The organism is Collinsella sp. HCP28S3_E9, from assembly GCF_052065455.1.
Lineage (GTDB): Bacteria > Actinomycetota > Coriobacteriia > Coriobacteriales > Coriobacteriaceae > Collinsella.
The window spans coordinates 96,614-114,336 of the sequence record NZ_JBQHTZ010000002.1 but is presented as its reverse complement, the minus strand read 5'-3'; the positions used below and the strand labels follow the sequence as shown (position 1 = coordinate 114,336).

Below are 17,723 nucleotides of genomic sequence, written 5' to 3'. Positions count from 1 at the left end.
ACGGCTGTTCGTGGTCAACCGTTCAGGTTCATCATATGCACCCGTCCATTCCAAAACCCGACCAAACGCCGACCAATCACCGACCAAACGCTTGACCATGCCAATCGCAAATACGAGTGTTCGTACAAATTAAAGACATGTGCCAGCGCAAGCGCATTCCTTGCCAAAGGTCCCTATCTCCACAATTAAGGGGCCCTAAGGCCCCTTAAAACACGTCTATTCCATGGAATTGAGCACGCGGACAATGCGTTCCAAAGCCTCAGCGACCGCATAGGCACGGACGCACGACCGATCACCCTCGTAGTGACAGCGCGCAGACTCAACGACCGTCGCTCCCCCATCGGCCGCACGATACGCCCAGCCGATATAGAACGTGCCGGCGGGGTCTTGCTCGGTACCGCCGCCGGGCCCAGCGTAGCCCGTTGCGCTCACGGCGACATCGCTCTGATAGAGGTCCAGCGAGCCCGCGGCCATCTCACGCGCCGTCTGATGCGACACGGCGCTAAACCGATCGAGCGTTTCCTGCTCGACGCCGAGCACGCGATGTTTGATCTCATCGCAGTAGGTCACCGAACCGCCACGAAGCACCGCCGAGGCACCCGGGATATCGGCAATCGTCGAGGCGATCATGCCCGCCGTCAGCGACTCCGCCGTCGACACCGTCACGCCACGGGCACTCGCGCGCTCGACAATATCGCGCGCCAGCTCCTCGTTGTTTGCGGCGATCTGCAAATAAGGCTCCGTCATACCCACCAGGACCTAGACCGAAAAGACGATCTTACGGCAGTTCCAGAAGTACTGGGCACCCGAGATAATGGTCAAAATGACGGCGATGACGTACAGGAAGCGCGACACCGAATAGACACCGAGCAGCAGCGACGCCGGCCCCAGCTGAAGACCGGCCATCGCAAAGACGCACAGATAGCCACAGATGGAGACCATCGTGGTCGCCGTCTTGTACTTGCCGAGCTTATCGGCGGCAACGACCACACCGGCAGCACTCGCGACCATGCGAAGTGCGCTCACCAACAGCTCGCGGAACAGGATAATGAACACGGACCACACGGTCACCGCGCCAAAATCCAAGAACAGCAGCAAGGCCGAGAACACCAGCAACTTGTCGGCGATGGGGTCCAAGAACTTGCCGAAATCGGTGATCTCGTTGCGTGAGCGCGCCAGATAGCCGTCGACCTTATCGGTGCACGACAGGATCACATACAGAATGAAGGCAGCGGCGGCGAGCGGGCCGTCGAAGGTGCTCCAGTCCGTACCGGCAACGCTCGCGTGAGACAGGGCCGAGACGATCATGAACACCGGAATAAAGACGATGCGCACGCACGTCACGATGTTGGCGGGCGTCCAAACGCTCGTCAGTTCCTTATTGCTCTCGTTTGCCACGACGCTCTCCTACTCCACAACATGGCCGATAAGCTCATAGCAGAAGCTATCGGTAAACTCGACGGTCAAAATATCGCCCACGGACGCCTCGCTGGCGTCCAGATGCACCGCGCCATCGGAATCGGGCGCCTGGAACCAGGCATGACCGATCAGCTCGGCGCCGTCCTCGGTCTCCTCGATACCGTCGACGATTACCTGGGTGCGCTCGCCCACATGGGCTGCTGTGGCGGCAAAACCCAGCGACTCGGCCAGATCCATGGCCTCCTGGGCGCGCTCGAGCTTGACCTCCTCATCGACCTGGCCCTCCATATTGGCGGCCAGGCTGCCCTCCTCCCGCGAGTAGGCAAAGACGCTCGTATAGTCAAAGCCGACGGTGTCCATAAAGTCGATAAGATCACGGAACTCGTCGTCGGTCTCGGTCGGAAAGCCGACCATGGCCGTGGAGCGAATCACGATGCCGGGGATACGATCACGAAGATCGCGGAACAGTTCCTCGAGCTCCTGACGCGAACCGGAGCGACGCATGGCCTTGAGGATGCGCGCGTCGCAGTGCTGCACGGGGATATCGATATAGGGCAACACCTCGGGCGTATCGCGAATCGTCTCGATAAGCTCGTCGGTCATGCCCTCGGGCTGCAGATAGAGCACACGAACCCAGACGTTGTGCGGGCGTACAGCCTCGGCGACGGCACGCAGCAGCTGGGCCAGATTGCGCGGTGAGGCCTCAGCGGCGTCCTCATCGGCAAAGTCGGTGCCCCAAATGCCCGTGTCCTGGCCGATCAGCACGATCTCGCGCACACCGCCGGCAACCAGGTCGCGCACCTCGGAGATAATGCTTTCGGCATTGCGCGAATGATAGCGACCGCGAATGTAGGGAATCATGCAGAAGCTGCAAAAACGATTGCAGCCATCGGAGATCTTGACGTAGGCGACAGCGCCCTCGACGGTACGCTTGACCTGCGGGATATAGGCAGCGATTTCACGCTCCACACCAAGAACGCCATCGATGACAGAGACGATACCGTCTTCCTCATCGGCCTTCACAAATGCCGCGACCTCGGGCAGCTCGTCGGGCAGGTCGTCGCCGTAACGAGACGGCACGCAACCGCACATGACAATGGGGCAGGAGCGAACGCCGTCCTGTACCTCGTTAGCGAGCTCGAGCGTGGTCTCGATGCTCTCAGACGTCGCCGAGGTAAGAAACGAGCACGTATTGACAATGGCGATATCGGCATCCTGAGGATCGAATGCCTCCTCGTAGCCCGCAGCGGTCAGCAGCGAACGCATGCGGTCGGTATCGACCTCGTTCTTGGCGCAGCCAAGCGTGATATAGAGTACGGAAACCAACGGAGTATCCATGTTGGAGAGCGGTCCTTTCGAGTAAATTAGCGGTAGTTGGTAAACTGCAGCGGCTGGCCGTAGTCCTGGTCGCGCAGGAACTGAATCACCGTCTGTAAAGCGTCCTTAGAAGCCGAGGAAACGCGCAGCTTATCGGCCTCGATGGTCACCTTGACCTTAAGCTTTTGATCCTTGATGTCTTTATTGATCTTCTTTGCGGTCGCCTGGTCGATGCCCTCGACGATATGACCGAGCACGCGCACGGTACCGCCCGAAGCCGCCTGCGGGGTGTCCCAAGAGACAGCCTTGAGGTCGATACCGCGCTTGATGAGCTTGGAGCTCAAAACATCGATGATCTGCTTGGAGACAAAATCGGCCGGAGCGCTAATCGTAAAGAGCTTGTCGCCCTTCGAAAGCTCGATGGTGGCGCCGGAGTCTTTAAGGTCATAGCGCTGGGAAATCTCGCGGGCGGTCTGCTGGAAGGCGTTATCGACCTCCTGCATGTTAACCTCGGACACAACGTCAAAGCTGGAATCTTTAGCCATGGTTCTTCCTTTCGGTACGGGGAGCCTTAGTAGCTGTCGTACGAATAGTCATCTGTATCGTTCACTGTCTGGTCGTCGGATGCCGTGTCGGTGCCGACGGTAGACTGGGCATCGGTGCCGTCGGCATTATCGGCACCGCCGGCATTATCGCCGTTCGCGGAGTCAGCGGTCTCCTTCTTAGGAACGGTAATGGTCACGCGCGCCACACCCGATGTCTTGGTGTCATAGCGAACCTTTTCACCATTCTTGGTGACCGTGACATCGGAGGGCTTGGACGTGGTGATCTCAATCGAGGACTCGGGCGTGTACTCCTGCTCAAAAGGACCGGTCGCTTGAGCGCCATAGACCGATTTACCGTCGACCTTGACCTCGATCCAGGCGGTCTTGCCCTTGGCAACAGAGACCTTGACCTTGGTGACCTCGTCCTCTTCCGTTTTGACCGTCGCCTTGGCGGCATCGGAACCGGCCGCATCCGTCGCCTCGTCGGCGTCTTCGTCCTCGTCAGTGGAATCGGTCTTCTTGGAAGATTTCTTAGTCGTCGTCTTGGTAGCCACGGGTGTCTCGGGCGTCGGCTCGGGTGCAGCAGAGCCGCAACCACGCAGGAGTACCACGATGAGCAAAATCAACAGCAGCACCACGGCACCGATGCCGACGTAAATAATGCGCGGATCGATCGTGTTGTATTGAGAGGCGCGCCCAACGCCGCGTCCGCGATTGGAGCTACCACGACCATTACCCTGCGGTATGCGGCCGCGACCGCTATCGGGACGACCACGATAGCTACTCTGGCGCTGCGAACCCCGCCGGCCCGGACGCGGCGCGAGCTCGCCACGGCCCTGATAGCCGCGCTGGCCAGAGCGAGGCACCGAAGAGCGCTGCCCATAGGGCTGGGATTGCGAACGGAGGCGCGGCGTCACCTGCGTGGTATCGGCGTCGGAATAGCCATCGCGGGAACGCCCGGCGGGTACTCCGCGATAGCTACGACCGGAGTATCCACCGTCGCCGTAACCGGCGCGAGGATCGCGACTCAACCCGCGAGCGGCGGGAAGCGCACGGTCATCTGGCAGGGGCGTACTGCGAAAACGATCTCGCTGAGAACGAATTTCCTCGCTGGAGCCCGTCTCGGTGATATAGCCCGCCTGCGGAGGGCGCTGGCCGTACCGTGTCGTACGACCACCCTGAACCATCAAAAAACGACCGTTATCGACCGAAGAACGCGAGTTAACGTAGCCGGCAGCATCCTGAAAACGACCGCCCTGCTGCGAGGTATCGCGTTCATATGCCATGAGGTCGTCAAAATAAGCGTTGACGACCTCGCGCGGGTTAAGCCCCAAAAAGCGAGCGTAGCTCGAAATCATGCCCTGCGCATAGCCACGCGGGGGCATCGATGCAAAGTTACCAGTCTCGAAAAACTCGATGATCTGCGGCCTGATTTTGATGGTGTTGGCGACCTGCTGGATGGAAAGGCCCATCCGGCGACGCTGCTCGAGCAGCATGTCACCAAAGCGTGCAGCCATCAGAATCCTCCAAACTCACGATCTTCACGTACCATCTCGGCGTCGACAGACTCCAGCGCGGCAAGCCCTTCGTCATCCAGCAGGACCTCGCGCGGCTTGGAACCGTCGGGCGGGCCGACGACGCCCTTTTCTTCCAGCATGTCCATAATACGCCCGGCGCGCGCATAGCCAACCTTGAGGCGGCGTTGCAGGCCAGATGTGGAGCCAAGCTGCGATTCCACCACAATATGGGCGGCCTCCCAGATAAGCGGGTCGTCATCCTGCGGCTCGGCAACGCCCGTGCGAACAATGCCGCCACCAGCCATGGACATGGAAGCAGGCGCCACGGCAGACAGAATCTCCTCGTGATAGTCGGGCTCGCTTTGCGACTTAACGAACTCGACGATCTCGTTGATCTCATCATCCGAGACAAAACAGCCCTGGATACGGCGGGGCTTGCCCCAGTCGACCTTGGAGAACAGCATGTCGCCCAAACCGGTGAGCTTTTCGGCGCCCATCTGGTCGATAATGACGCGGGAATCGATGCCCGTGGCCACGTTAAAGGCGATACGATTGGTGATGTTGGCCTTAATGAGGCCCGTCACCACGTTGGAGCTGGGGCGCTGCGTAGCCACGATAAGGTGAATACCGGCGGCACGGCCCAGCTGGGCGATACGAACGATCGAGGCCTCGACATCCTTGCCGGCAACCATCATCAGGTCCGATAGCTCGTCGATGATAATGACCAGATAGGGCATCTTTTGCGGCGGGTTATCGTAGTGTTCGAACTCGCCGGCGGCCTGCTTTTCGTTATACGTCGAGATCTTGCGAACGTTGAGGCGCTCGAAGACCTTCAGGCGACGCTCCATCTCGGAAACAGCCCATTGCAAGGCACTCGCAGCCTGCTTGGGTTCGGTCACCACGGGCACATAGAGATGGGGCAGGCCGTTATAGCCGGCAAGCTCAACGCGCTTGGGATCGACCATGATCAAGCGAACGTCCTCGGGAAGCGCGCGCATGAGCAGGGTCGTGATGATGGAGTTGATCATGACCGACTTACCGGAACCAGTGGTACCGGCAATAAGCAGGTGGGGCATCTTGGCGAGGTCGGCGACGACGGGCGTGCCCTCGGCATCGCGGCCGATGGCCAGCTCGAGCGGACCGCCCTTCACATAGGGAAGCACGTCGCCCAGGTTAACGTTCTGGCGCTTGCGATTGGGAATCTCGATACCCACAAGCGAGGTGCCGGGAATCGGCGCAAAGATACGCACCGACTGGGCGGCAAGCGAAAGCGCGATATCGTCCTCGAGGCTCGAAATCTTGCTCACGCGCTCGCCCTCGCCGGGCTGCAGCTTAAAGGTCGTCACCGTGGGACCGGCAATCCAGCCGACGACGCGAGCGCTACGGCCAAACTCCAGCAACGTGGACTGCAGCGACTCGGCAGTCTGCTCCAACTCCTTGTCAGAAGACGCGGCGGACGCCGACTGCGGGTTGGCGTGCAGGATTTCGAGCGGCGGGAGTTTGAGGCCATCCTCTTGCTCGCCCTCGACATCGGCAGCAGTGCCGTCAGCTCCCCCATCGCCGGCTGCAACAGGAGCAGCGGAAGCCGTTGGGGTGGAGGCGTCGGCAACCTTGGGGTGTTTCAGGAAATCGGGGATCTGCGGAGCAGCAGACACGGGGTTCACGGCAAACGGCGGCTCGGACTCGTCGACCTTGTCCGGGTCGTCTTCCATCGAAAGCTGTCCGGTGACCTGTCCGCGCCTGTCTTGGCGACGCGGAAGCAAAGTTGTCTTGGCGGTATCGAGCGGACACTCGTCATCCTCGTCATCGCCCGCGGTGAGTTCGATTTCGCTATCGGACCAAGACGGGTCGGGCTCACTCGTGTTGAGCTTGGGCGCGGACTTGCCATTCTTGGCATGGCGACGCGGCAGCAGCGTAGTCTTGGCGCGCTCGGCCTCCACGGCCTCGGACACGTCGACAAACGGATCATCGTCCTCGTCGTCATCGTCCAAAACCGGGTCCGCGTCATTGCCCATGACCGTGGTCACGGCCATATCGGAGCCCTTCTGACGAAGAATGCTCAGGTGCGGACGGGCGACGCCGGGAACCGACAGGGCCTCTTCGTCGCCCCACGGGCTCGCATTGACATCGGCACGACGGCGCTCGGCAAAATCGGCAGCGCGATCGCGCGCAGAGCGCAAAACGCCACCCACCGAAAAGCCGATGATGACAAAGCCAACGACGGCCAAACCCAACAGGACCACCATCGCGATAGGTTTACCCAGGGCATTCTGCAGCGCACTCGCAATAAACGCACCGATGTAGCCGCCCGAAGCGGACAGGTTTTGCGGCACAAACATGAGGTCGCACGAATCGCTCGTGCCCGGCACCATCAACGAAAGAATGGAGACGACGGCGATAAAGACAACGGCGCCACCCGCGACCGAGCGAATGTTGAGCGGCGAGTCCTCACCCAAAAAGAGCGTGGCGGCAAACAGCAAAATGACGATCGGCAGCACGTAGGCGCCCAGTCCAAAGCCAAGATGGTAGAAACCGGCAACCACTGCCGTCACGGGTGCCGTTGCCGGAGAAATCACGGCAATGAAAGACGCAATCGCCAAAACGGCAATAACCACGCCGGCGATATCGCGGTTGGCCGAAGGCTCGACCAGGGGCTCAACATCGTCGAACTCGGCCTCGTGGCCCTTATTGGCACGAAGATGGGAACCGGCACCCTTAGTAGATGCCGGTTGGTTGTTGGCTTTATTGCCTTTGGCGTTTTGTGCAGATCCGCGCGCCAAACTAAACCTCCATGACGACCGGGATGATCATCGGACGGGTGCGCGTACGGCTCCAAATGAAGTTGGAGAGCGAATCGCGCACGGCCTTGCGAATGGCATCGGAGCCGCTGCTCGTAAAGCTAAACTTGCCCTTCTCGATCGTCTTCATGATGGATGCGGAGGCATCCTCGGAGAACTGATCGTCGATGGCAAATGAAACACCACGGCCCGAGAACTCAATAGCCTCGATCTTCTTATGCTTGAGCGAAACGATGGCGACAGCCGTGACCATACCGTCATTGGCGAGCTTCTGACGATCGCGCAGGACGATGGGGTCGGTATCACCGATGCGCAGGCCGTCGACGTAGACGACGCCGGACTCGACGGGCGTGCCGCGCTTGACAATACCACCGCGCATCTCGAGCGTGTCACCGTTATCGAGGATAAAGATGTGATCATCCTTAATACCCATCTTACGGGCAAGCTGGGCATGGGCACGCAGGTGCACGGCCTCGCCGTGAACCGGCATAAAATAGGTGGGCTTGGCCATGGCCATCAGAAGCTTGAGCTCTTCCTGGCTGCCGTGACCCGAGACATGGACGAGGGCGCGGTTCTTGTCCCACACGTCGCAGCCAAGCTTGGCCAGGCTGTTGACGACCTGCTGGACGGCCTTCTCGTTGCCGGGAACAGGGGTCGCCGAGAGGATGACGGTATCGCCCTCGTGGATGGAGAGCGTCTTGTGCTCGCCGTTGGCCATGCGGGACAGCGCCGACAGCGGCTCGCCCTGAGAGCCGGTGCACATGACGACGATCTTGTCGTCAGGCAGGTTATCGATATCGAAGGCATCGATGATATCGGCATCGTCGATGTTGAGGTAGCCCAGCTCGCGCGCCACGCGGGTGTTGGTGAGCATGGAACGTCCGGTCACGACGACCTTGCGGCCGCACTTGCGGGCGGCGTCGCAGATCTGCTGCAGGCGATGGATATGGCTCGAGAACGACGCGACGAACACGCGGCCCGGGGCATTCTTGATGGCGTGCAGCAAGTTGGGACCGACCTCGGCCTCGGACTTGGTAAAGCCCGGAACCGTGGCGTTGGTGGAGTCGGAAAGCAACAGGTCGATGCCCTGCTTGGCAAAGCGACTGATGGCGGCATAATCGGGCGTGACGCCATCGATGGGCGTCTGGTCGAGCTTAAAGTCGCCCGTGTGCATAACGGTGCCCTGGTTGGTGCGAATGAATACGCCCAAAGCGCCCGGAATTGAGTGCGTCATAGAGAAGAAGTCGAGCGAAATGCCACCAAGATTGACATGGCTACCGCCCTTGACCTCGCGGAACTTGGGCGCGCGGATGCGGAACTCGGAAAGCTTGCCCTCGATGAAACCAAGCGTCAGCTTGCTCGAGAAGATGGGCACCTTGTTGTTGAGGTCCTGCAGCAGGTACGGAAGCGAACCGGTATGGTCCTCGTGGCCGTGGGTGACGATGATGCCGCGGAGCTTCTCCTCGTTCTCCAGAACATAGGTGTAGTCGGGAAGCACCAGATCAATACCGGGCTGGGAGTCGTCGGGGAACATAAGGCCGGCGTCGACGAGCACCATGTCGTCGCCGCACTCGAAGACCGTCATATTCTTACCGATGCCGTCAAGGCCTCCGAGCGGAATGATCTTCAAGGGAGATGATTTTTTAGCTGCCATAGGTTCGTGCGGTTTCCTTTCTTCGAAACGGGTCTGGAACAACCGACGGGGCGCTTCTGGCAAACCGACCGCCGGGAACGTACAAACATGCATCACGGAGTCGATGCAGTAACCGCATTATGATACCCATTTGCCCACCAACAGACCACCCATGCATCAAAGCCCCATCTGAAGCCGTGTATCCCGCCGGTCTGGGGCCATCGGGGGCCGGGGCGGGTTAAGTTTGCTGCTCTACAGTCCTGCGCAAGACGGAAAGCACATTAAGTGCTTTCCTTTGCGTGCGGAACTCGCGACAAACTTAACTCGCCCCGGCCCCCGATGGCCCCAGACCTGCCAAAAAGGGACAGGTTTATTTTGGTCGGTTTTATCTGGGGTAATGCCGCACATGCGATTATCTAAAGATCTGAATTCAGATAACTGAATAGACTATCTGACAAAATCGAAACCCGCACCCACCAGCCCTTTTGCTATTCCCGGCGGGGGCCGCGGGTAAAGTTTATCGCGAGTTCCGCACGAGCCGGAGAGCACTTAATGTGCTCTCCGTGCGAGCAGGACTGTAGAGCAGGAAACTATACCCGCGGACCCCGCCGGGAATAGCAAAAGGGCGACCCCTGTCCGGAGTCGCCCTTGTTGAGCCGCTTATGTGTAGCTGTTACTCGGCGTCGTGGTGACGGCGGGGCTTACGGCCTCCGTTGTCACCGGGACGGCGCGGACGGTCGCTGCGCTCGGAGCGCTCGCGACGCGGACGCTCACGGCGCTGGAAGTGCTCACCGTCGCCCTCGGAGGCACCCTCGGCACGAGCCGGGGCCTCGGGCTTATCCAGACGATCGAGCGAGATCTTGCCGCGATCGTCGACCTCGATGACGACAACCTTAACCTCGTCGCCCACGTTGAGGACGTCCTCGACCTTCTCCACGCGGCCCTTGGCGACGCGGGAAATGTGCAGCAGGCCGTCCTTACCGGGCAGCAGGTTGACAAAGGCGCCAAAGGGCTGGATGGAGACCACGCGACCGGTGTACTCCTCGCCCGGCTCGGGAACCTTGATGATGAGCTTAATGCGCTCGACAGCCTGGTCGACGGACTCGCCGGTGCCACCGACAAAGACAGTGCCGTCCTCCTGGATGTCGACCAAAGCACCGGTCTCGTCTTGGATGCCGCGGATGACCTTGCCGCCGGAACCGATGACGTCGCGGATCTTGTCGGTCGGAACCTGGATGGAGACGATGCGCGGAGCGGTGCTGCGCGTGGTGTGGCGCGGCTCGGGGATCACATCGAGCATCTTCTGCAGAATGAAGGCGCGACCCTCCTTGGCCTGCTGCAGGGCGCGGGCCAGGATGTCGAAGGTAAGGCCGGTGGCCTTGTTGTCCATCTGCAGAGCGGTAATGCCCTCGGTGGTGCCGGTGACCTTAAAGTCCATATCGCCCAGGAAGTCCTCAAGACCCTGGATGTCAGACAGGACCACGGTCTTGCCCTCCTCCTGGATCAGGCCCATGGCGATACCGGAGACCGGGCGCTTAATGGGCACGCCGCCGTCCATAAGGGCGAGCGTGGAGCCGCAGGTCGAAGCCATCGAAGAGGAGCCGTTGGACTCCATGACCTCGGAGACCACGCGGATGGCGTAGGGGAACTCGTTCTCGTCGGGGAGCACCGGAAGCAGGGCGCGCTCGGCCAGGTTGCCGTGGCCGATCTCGCGGCGCTTGGGGCTACCCATGCGGCCGGTCTCGCCGGTGCAGAACGGCGGGAAGTTGTAGTGGTGCATGTAGCGCTTGCCCTCGGTGGGCTCGATGGTATCCAGACGCTGGCCCTCGTTGAGCATGCCGAGCGACAGGACGGAGAGCACCTGGGTCTGGCCGCGCTGGAACAGGCCGGAGCCATGAACGAGCGGCAGGTAGTTGTCCTTCACCATAATGGGGCGGATCTCATCGGCGGCACGGCCGTCGACGCGCTCACCGGTCTCGACGACCATGGTGCGCATGGCCTTCTTCTCGAGCTTCTTGAGTGCCACGGGGATCTCGCGCTCCCAAGCGGCCTGCTCCTCCTCGGTGAACTCGGCACGGATGGACTCCTTCAGAGCCTCGACCTTGCCGATACGGGAGAGCTTGTCGGCGTCGCGAAGGGCGGCTGCCATCTCGTCGTAGTGGGCGAAGATGCGCTCCTGGACCTCCTCGACAGGCTGGTCAAGCGGGTACTCCTTCTTGACGATAGCGCCGTTGACCTGCTCCCACTCGGCAACGAACTCGTCCTGAGCCTGGCAGAAGGCAGCGAGGGCCTCCTGGCCAAACTTCATGGCGGCGAGCATATCGTCCTCGGAGATCTCATCGGCGCCGGCCTCGACCATCGAGATGAAGTCGGCAGAGCCGCCCAGCTCCAAGTCCAGATCGGAGTTCTCGCGCTCCTCATAGGTGGGGTTGACGATAAACTCGCCGGTCTCCACGTTGCGGCCGATGCGCACGCACGCAAGCGGGCCCTCGAAGGGCACGCCGCCGAGCGTCATGGCCAGGGAGGCACCCATGACGTTGATGACGTCGAAGGGGTTGACCTGGTCGGCAACGAGCGAGGTGGCGACGATGTGCACCTCGTTGCGGAAGCCGTCCGGGAAGCTCGGGCGAATAGGACGGTCGATCATGCGGGCCGTGAGCGTGGCCTTCTCGCTGGGACGGCCCTCGCGCTTGAGGTAGCCACCCGGGATACGGCCGGCAGCGTACATCTTCTCGTTGAAGTCGACGGTCAGCGGAAAGAAGTCGTAGTTCTTGCGCTCCTTGGAGACGACCACGGTGTCGAGCATCGTGGTGTCGCCCTGCTTGACCAGACAGGCGCCGGTGGCCTGCTTGGCAAGTTCGCCCGACTCAAAGGTGTAGGTCTTGCCGTACAGCTCAAAGGTCTTGGATACGAGTGTCATTGTTCTCCTTTACCCCGCAGGCCCCTTGCCTGCGGGCTTCTCATGTGACGCGGGCCCCCTGCCCCCGCCACGCTTCAGAGCGTGATTGTTCACGCCCTTACACAAAAAGAGCGCCCCGCTGCGCAGGACGCTCTTAGCATGTACAAATCCTTACTGGATATTGTCGCGGATGCCCAGAGCCTTGATGAGCTCACGATACTCGACGACGTCGTTCTTCTTGATGTAGGAGAGAAGACGACGACGGCGACCGACGAGCATGAGCAGACCACGACGGGTGTGGAAGTCCTTCTGGTGGGACTTCATGTGCTCGGTCAGCTCCTTGATGCGCTCGGTCAGGATGGCGACCTGAACCTTGGGGTTGCCGGTGTCGACCGGGGTGTTACCGAACTGGGCAGTCAGCTCCGCCTTGCGCTCTTTGGAAACAGTCATTGTTTCACCTTTCGTTTCGCGTCGCCCGCGGGCGACTCTATTCGCCTCGGACTGGGAAGCCGCCGGTGGAGCGAGCATCCAAGGTCGAGGTACCAACAGGTCGGTATGTTACCACAAGCGGACCGCGTATGCCCATCATCACCGACCCAACATGAATTCCATCGCGCGAAGACGCTGATCGGTGTGCGTCGCAGCCCAAACATGCGAAAGCCCCAGCAAAAAGGCGGCAGTATGGGGATCGACCCTCTCGGCCATGAGCGCATCGAAGGTCATGGACATGAGGGCGCGCAGCCATGCGACCTCGCCGGTCGACACCAGCTCGGCACCCGGAACGCTCGACGCGCACGACCCGCACATGAGCCCGCCCGCCTGGGGCGAAAAATACGACAGCATGGGGTCTCCGCACAGTACGCAGGCCGAAAAATCGGGTCGATAGCCAACGTGCGACAGCAGCTTAAAGACATATGCCGCCACAAGCAGATCCATATGTGCCGTATCGAGCCTGCTGCCCACCAGGGCAAGTGCTCGCTGCGTAATGGCAAAGGTAAACGGGTCCTCAGCGTCCTCGAACGAGCACACGCGCGCGACCTCGGCGATCGCGCTTGCGGCGCAGGTCGTCTCGTAATCGGGCGCGGCGCCGAGCGGCGCCTCCATAAGCTCGGCCTGGGAAACCACGTCGAGCGACCGTCCGTGCGCGAGCAGCATATCGACGGTACAGAACAGCTCGCAGCGCGCCGCCAGGCGCCCGCCGGGTTTGCGCGCGCCCTTTGCCACGGCACGGACCTGCCGACCCCGCTCATCAAGCATCGTCAAGATCAGATCGGTCTCCTTGAGCTTGGTCTTATCGAGGACGAGTACCTTTGTGCGATATGTCCGTGAGCCTGCCATGAGCGCCGCGCGCCCTTAGTCCTCGGCGTTGTAGCCAAAACGGCGAATCTGGGCCTCGTCGTCACGCCAGCCGGCCTTTACCTTCACGTCCAGCTCCAAAAAGACCTGCGTGCCAAAGATGCGTTCAAGATCGCGACGGGCGTCGATGCCGATATGCTTGATCATCTCGCCGCCCTTACCGATGATGATGCCCTTTTGGCCCTCGCGCTCAACGTAAATGGTGGCATGCACGCGCAGCACCTTCTTGGTCTGTTCGAGCGCATCGCAGATTACGCCAACGGAGTGCGGAATCTCATCACGGGTGCGGCGCAAGACCTTCTCGCGCACAAACTCGGCAACGAGCGTCTCGTCGGAAGCGTCGGTACCCATGTCCTCGGGGAACCAACGCGGGCCCTCGGGCAAAAAGTGCGCAACGGTCTCGATGAAGGCATCGACGTTAAAGTTCTTGACCGACGACGTCACGATCTCATCGTCATATTCCATAAGCTCGTGGGCGGCCTTAAGCTGCTCCATGACCTGTGCGGGATCGGCTTCATCGGCCTTGGTGAGCACCAGGACCTTCTTGGAACGGGCGCATCTGACGCGCTCGGCAACCCAGGCGTCTCCCCTGCCGATCGGTTTGGTGGCATCAATTAAAAACGCGACGACATCGACATCGTTTAGCTCGAACAGCGCGCTCTTGTTGAGCTCGGACCCCAGACCGTCCTTGGGCTTGTGGATACCCGGGGTATCGACAAAAACCAGCTGGTAACCGGGGCGATTGACGACGGCGCGCATGCGACGGCGGGTCGTCTGGGCCACCGGCGAGGTGATGGCGACCTTTTTGCCATAGCAGGCGTTGAGCAGCGTGGACTTACCGGCGTTGGGGCGGCCGACCAGGGCCACGAAGCCGCTGCGAAAACCGGGCTCAACGTCGCCAAAGCCCGCGAGGCTGTCGCCCTCGTCGCACAGGGCGTCGAGCTCCTCGTCACTCATGCCCTCAAACGGGTCGAACTCCTCGACCTCGCAAGCCTCAGTCGCTTCGGCATCCACAGCATCCAGGGGCTCGTCGTCCAGCGTTTCATCGATAGGCTGCATATTGTCGGACATGAAAATCCCTTTCTAAATAAAGCCGAGCGCGTGGGCAAATACCAACAAGCCCACAATCGCGGCGGTGATGGAAAGAACGTATACGGAGGCGGCGGCGATATCCTTTGCACGCTTTGCCAGCGGATGGAACTCCTGGGTCGCCAAATCGACAATCGCCTCCATGGCGGTGTTGCACAGCTCGCCGTGAATCACCAGGCCGCAGCAAATGATAATCGTAGCCCACTCGGCAATGTCGAGCCCCACGATGCAGCCGGCAATGACAGTGCACACACCCGCCACGAGCATGACCTTAATGTTACGCTCGGTCTTGACGGCGGTAACGAAGCCCTCCATGGCGTAGGAGAACGACTTTAAAAAGGACGGATGGTCCTTGTTCGATCCGGGAATCATAGACGGCTCCTAGTCGTGGGCATGGTTGGTGATGGGGCCGACGTGAACCAGCTTGGGGTCCTCGCCGCGCTCGAGCGCCAGATCGCGCAGGATGGCGTCCTCGCGGGCCTCCATGACCTCGGCCTCGTCGTCCTCGATATGATCGTAGCCCAGTAAATGCAACATGCCATGCACGAGCATCAGGCGGCACTCATCGGCAGGGCTATTGCCAAAGCCGGGGGCCTGACGGGCAATGACCTGCGGGGCCAAGATGATATCGCCGAGCTCGAGCGTCTCGTCGGCTGGGATATCCTCGTCAAAGACCGAGTCGCATTCGAACGAGAGGACATCGGTGGTACGGTCGATACCGCGCCACTCGTGGTTGAGCTCGCGCATCTCATCCTCATCGATATACGAAAGGGAAATCTCGACTTTTCGCTCAACGCCCTCGGCAGCAAGCACGACCTCGCAGATGTGCTCTACCTCCTGCGCGTCAAGCAGCGTATCGAGCTCGGCATCGTTGCTGATCAATACACTCAACGGGACTCCTTTCGGTCGCGCACGCGTTTCTCGCGCACGTCATCATAAGCATCATATGCCTCGACGATTCGCCCCACCAAGGCGTGACGCACCACGTCGGCACGCTCGAGGTGCGAAAACGCAACATCGTCGACACGACCCAAAATCTGCTCAACGTCGGCAAGACCGCCGCGACGACCTACCAAGTCACGCTGGCTCAGGTCACCGGTAATCACAAACTTGGAGTTAAAGCCCAAGCGCGTCAGGAACATCTTCATCTGCTCGGGCGTGGTATTTTGAGCCTCGTCGAGCACCACGAAGGCATCGCTCAGCGTACGACCGCGCATGTAGGCAAGCGGGGCGATCTCGATCACGCCACGCTCCATAAGCTCATCGGTGCGCTCGCGATCCATCATGTCAAAAAGGGCGTCGTAGAGCGGACGCATGTAGGGATCGATCTTTTCCTCGAGGGTACCGGGCAAAAAGCCCAAGTTCTCCCCCGCCTCGACAACCGGACGCGTCAAGATCAGACGGCCCACCTCGTGACGCTTGAGCGCGGCAACGGCAAGCGCCATGGCCAGATAGGTCTTACCGGTACCGGCAGGACCCAAGCCAAACGTGATGGTATGCGAGCGGATGGCATCCACATAGCGCTTTTGACCGAGCGTCTTGGGGCGAATGGCACGACCTCGATACGACAGCAGCACATCATCGCGAAGCGACGTAGCCCCGTACTCACCGTCGCGCAAGACGGCCAGGCAGCGAGAGACATCGTCGACAGACAGCGTCCGTCCGGCGGCAGCCTCGCGAAAAGCATGCTCGAAAAAGCGCGCCACGAGCTCGACCTCGTCCGGGTCACCGCACACGGCGATACGGTCGCCACGGGCGACCACGTGGGCGCGAACCAAGCTCTCGAGCGCACGAAGGACGCCGTCGCCGGCACCCAAAACGCGCGAGGGATCAATTCCATCGGGAACGGTAAGTCTAATCTTCGAGGCTTCCATGAACCTCCCTGCGTGCATGGACCAAGCCGGAATCATCGACTCCGATGATAGCAACATCGAGCAGGCACGGGGCTGTGAGTCCGCAGGTATCGTCAAGACGGGCATGATGGAACGAACCGAGCGTCAGGTTGTCGCCACACTCGAGCACGGCACGCTCGACGGTGCCCACGCGACGGCGGGCGTCGGCAATGGCGAGTTCCTGCGCCGCGGCTCGCATACGACGGCTGCGCTCAGCCATAACCTCGGGCGGCACCTGGTCGGGCATATCGGCAGCAAGGGTACCGGGACGCTTGCTATAGCGGAAGACATGCATGCGCGAAAAGCCCACGCGACGGCACAACGCCAGCGACTCCTCAAATTCCTCGTTCGTCTCGCCGGGAAAACCGACGATGACGTCGCACGAAAGGGACGCCTGAGGCAAGTTGGCGCGGATCATACGCACCGTCTCCTCAAATGCCTCGGCGCTATAGGGACGGCCCATGCGATGCAGGGTCGCCGTGCAGCCAGACTGCACGGGTAGGTGCAAAAACGGGGCGATGCGCTGCGGATAGCGCGCCATGACCTTAAGCAGGGGCTCGGAGATATCCATGGGCTCGACCGAGGAAATGCGCACATGAGGAATAGACGTACGCTCCATGATGGCCTCGAGCAGCTCGTCGATCTCGACGTGTTCATCGGTCGCACTCTTGCCATCGTAGGCGCCCAGGTTCACGCCCGTCAGCACCACCTCGGGCACGCCGGCCTCCTGAGCCTCACGAACTTGTTCGAGCACAGACTCGACCGGCACGGAGCGCTCGGGGCCGCGGGCCTTCCACACAATGCAATAGGTGCAACGATGGTTGCAGCCGTCCTGGATCTTCACACCCAGACGCGAGCGACCGAGCGCGTCGACCACGTCGCCGTCGCTGCAGGCGGCCACGCTATCGGACTCAACGCCCAGCACCTCGCAGACGCGTTCGGCGACATCGATCTTAGACGGCTCCGCGATCACGCGGTCCGAAAGCTCCAGAAGCTCCTCGGGGTGCAAATTGACAACGCACCCGGTCACGACCACATAGGGCTCTTTTGGATGAGCCAGCGCATGGCGGACGGCCTTACGGGTCTTGGCCTCGGCCTCGCCCGTAACGGCACAGGTGTTAATGACGATCAGCTCCGCATCCTGAGGCTCCACCATTGCAAAACCCAGGCGCATAAGATCGGCAGTGATACGGTCGGACTCAACCCGGTTGACACGGCAGCCGAGGTTGACAACAGAGATATGAGGTGCGAGCACGCG

The 17,723-nt window shown here is 60.9% G+C and carries 15 protein-coding genes; all 15 read right to left on the bottom strand.

Going from position 1 to position 17,723, the window contains the following annotated elements:
- Positions 1 to 216: 216 nt before the first annotated feature.
- Positions 217 to 732 carry a CinA family protein gene (locus tag ACTNA2_RS01610; RefSeq protein ID WP_441048398.1) on the bottom strand — a complete coding sequence of 172 codons (516 nt, stop codon included), beginning with the start codon at positions 730 to 732 and terminating at the stop codon, positions 217 to 219.
- A 27-nt stretch (positions 733 to 759) separates the two neighbouring features.
- Entirely contained in the window at positions 760 to 1,308 is a 549-nt protein-coding gene (gene pgsA, locus ACTNA2_RS01605; RefSeq protein ID WP_229770672.1) for a CDP-diacylglycerol--glycerol-3-phosphate 3-phosphatidyltransferase, read from the bottom strand.
- A 99-nt stretch (positions 1,309 to 1,407) separates the two neighbouring features.
- On the bottom strand, positions 1,408 to 2,757 hold the full coding sequence (gene rimO / locus ACTNA2_RS01600) for a 30S ribosomal protein S12 methylthiotransferase RimO (protein ID WP_441048397.1): 1,350 nt from the start codon (positions 2,755 to 2,757) through the stop codon (positions 1,408 to 1,410).
- 26 nt (positions 2,758 to 2,783) lie between these two features.
- A complete protein-coding gene (locus tag ACTNA2_RS01595; protein ID WP_441048396.1) occupies positions 2,784 to 3,281 on the bottom strand; it encodes a YajQ family cyclic di-GMP-binding protein in 498 nt (165 codons plus the stop codon).
- Between the two features lie 26 nt (positions 3,282 to 3,307).
- Positions 3,308 to 4,798, bottom strand: a complete 1,491-nt coding sequence (locus ACTNA2_RS01590) for a RodZ domain-containing protein (protein WP_441048395.1) — start codon at positions 4,796 to 4,798, stop codon at positions 3,308 to 3,310.
- On the bottom strand, positions 4,798 to 7,578 hold the full coding sequence (locus ACTNA2_RS01585; protein ID WP_441048394.1) for a DNA translocase FtsK 4TM domain-containing protein: 2,781 nt from the start codon (positions 7,576 to 7,578) through the stop codon (positions 4,798 to 4,800). Before ACTNA2_RS01585 ends, ACTNA2_RS01590 begins: the two co-directional genes overlap by 1 nt.
- A 1-nt stretch (position 7,579) precedes the next feature.
- Positions 7,580 to 9,250, bottom strand: a complete 1,671-nt coding sequence (locus ACTNA2_RS01580) for a ribonuclease J (protein ID WP_117654800.1) — start codon at positions 9,248 to 9,250, stop codon at positions 7,580 to 7,582.
- 652 nt (positions 9,251 to 9,902) lie between these two features.
- A complete protein-coding gene (locus tag ACTNA2_RS01575) occupies positions 9,903 to 12,149 on the bottom strand; it encodes a polyribonucleotide nucleotidyltransferase (RefSeq protein ID WP_427794772.1) in 2,247 nt (748 codons plus the stop codon).
- Positions 12,150 to 12,299: 150 nt separating this feature from the next.
- Entirely contained in the window at positions 12,300 to 12,578 is a 279-nt protein-coding gene (rpsO, locus tag ACTNA2_RS01570) for a 30S ribosomal protein S15 (protein ID WP_154516313.1), read from the bottom strand.
- A gap of 138 nt (positions 12,579 to 12,716) precedes the next feature.
- Positions 12,717 to 13,466 carry a DNA repair protein RecO gene (gene recO / locus ACTNA2_RS01565; RefSeq protein WP_154516310.1) on the bottom strand — a complete coding sequence of 250 codons (750 nt, stop codon included), beginning with the start codon at positions 13,464 to 13,466 and terminating at the stop codon, positions 12,717 to 12,719.
- A 15-nt stretch (positions 13,467 to 13,481) separates the two neighbouring features.
- The gene (era, locus tag ACTNA2_RS01560; protein ID WP_441048393.1) at positions 13,482 to 14,555 is read right to left on the bottom strand and encodes a GTPase Era; all 1,074 of its coding nucleotides are present in this window, start codon (positions 14,553 to 14,555) and stop codon (positions 13,482 to 13,484) included.
- A 12-nt stretch (positions 14,556 to 14,567) separates the two neighbouring features.
- On the bottom strand, positions 14,568 to 14,945 hold the full coding sequence (locus tag ACTNA2_RS01555) for a diacylglycerol kinase family protein (protein WP_427726826.1): 378 nt from the start codon (positions 14,943 to 14,945) through the stop codon (positions 14,568 to 14,570).
- Between the two features lie 9 nt (positions 14,946 to 14,954).
- Positions 14,955 to 15,464, bottom strand: coding sequence for an rRNA maturation RNase YbeY (gene ybeY, locus ACTNA2_RS01550; RefSeq protein ID WP_441048392.1), 510 nt, complete (start codon positions 15,462 to 15,464; stop codon positions 14,955 to 14,957).
- Positions 15,461 to 16,447: a PhoH family protein gene (locus ACTNA2_RS01545; protein ID WP_441015490.1), complete on the bottom strand. Its 987-nt coding sequence runs from the start codon at positions 16,445 to 16,447 to the stop codon at positions 15,461 to 15,463. Before ACTNA2_RS01545 ends, ybeY begins: the two co-directional genes overlap by 4 nt.
- Entirely contained in the window at positions 16,428 to 17,720 is a 1,293-nt protein-coding gene (locus ACTNA2_RS01540) for a MiaB/RimO family radical SAM methylthiotransferase (protein WP_441048391.1), read from the bottom strand. Before ACTNA2_RS01540 ends, ACTNA2_RS01545 begins: the two co-directional genes overlap by 20 nt.
- Positions 17,721 to 17,723: the final 3 nt, after the last annotated feature.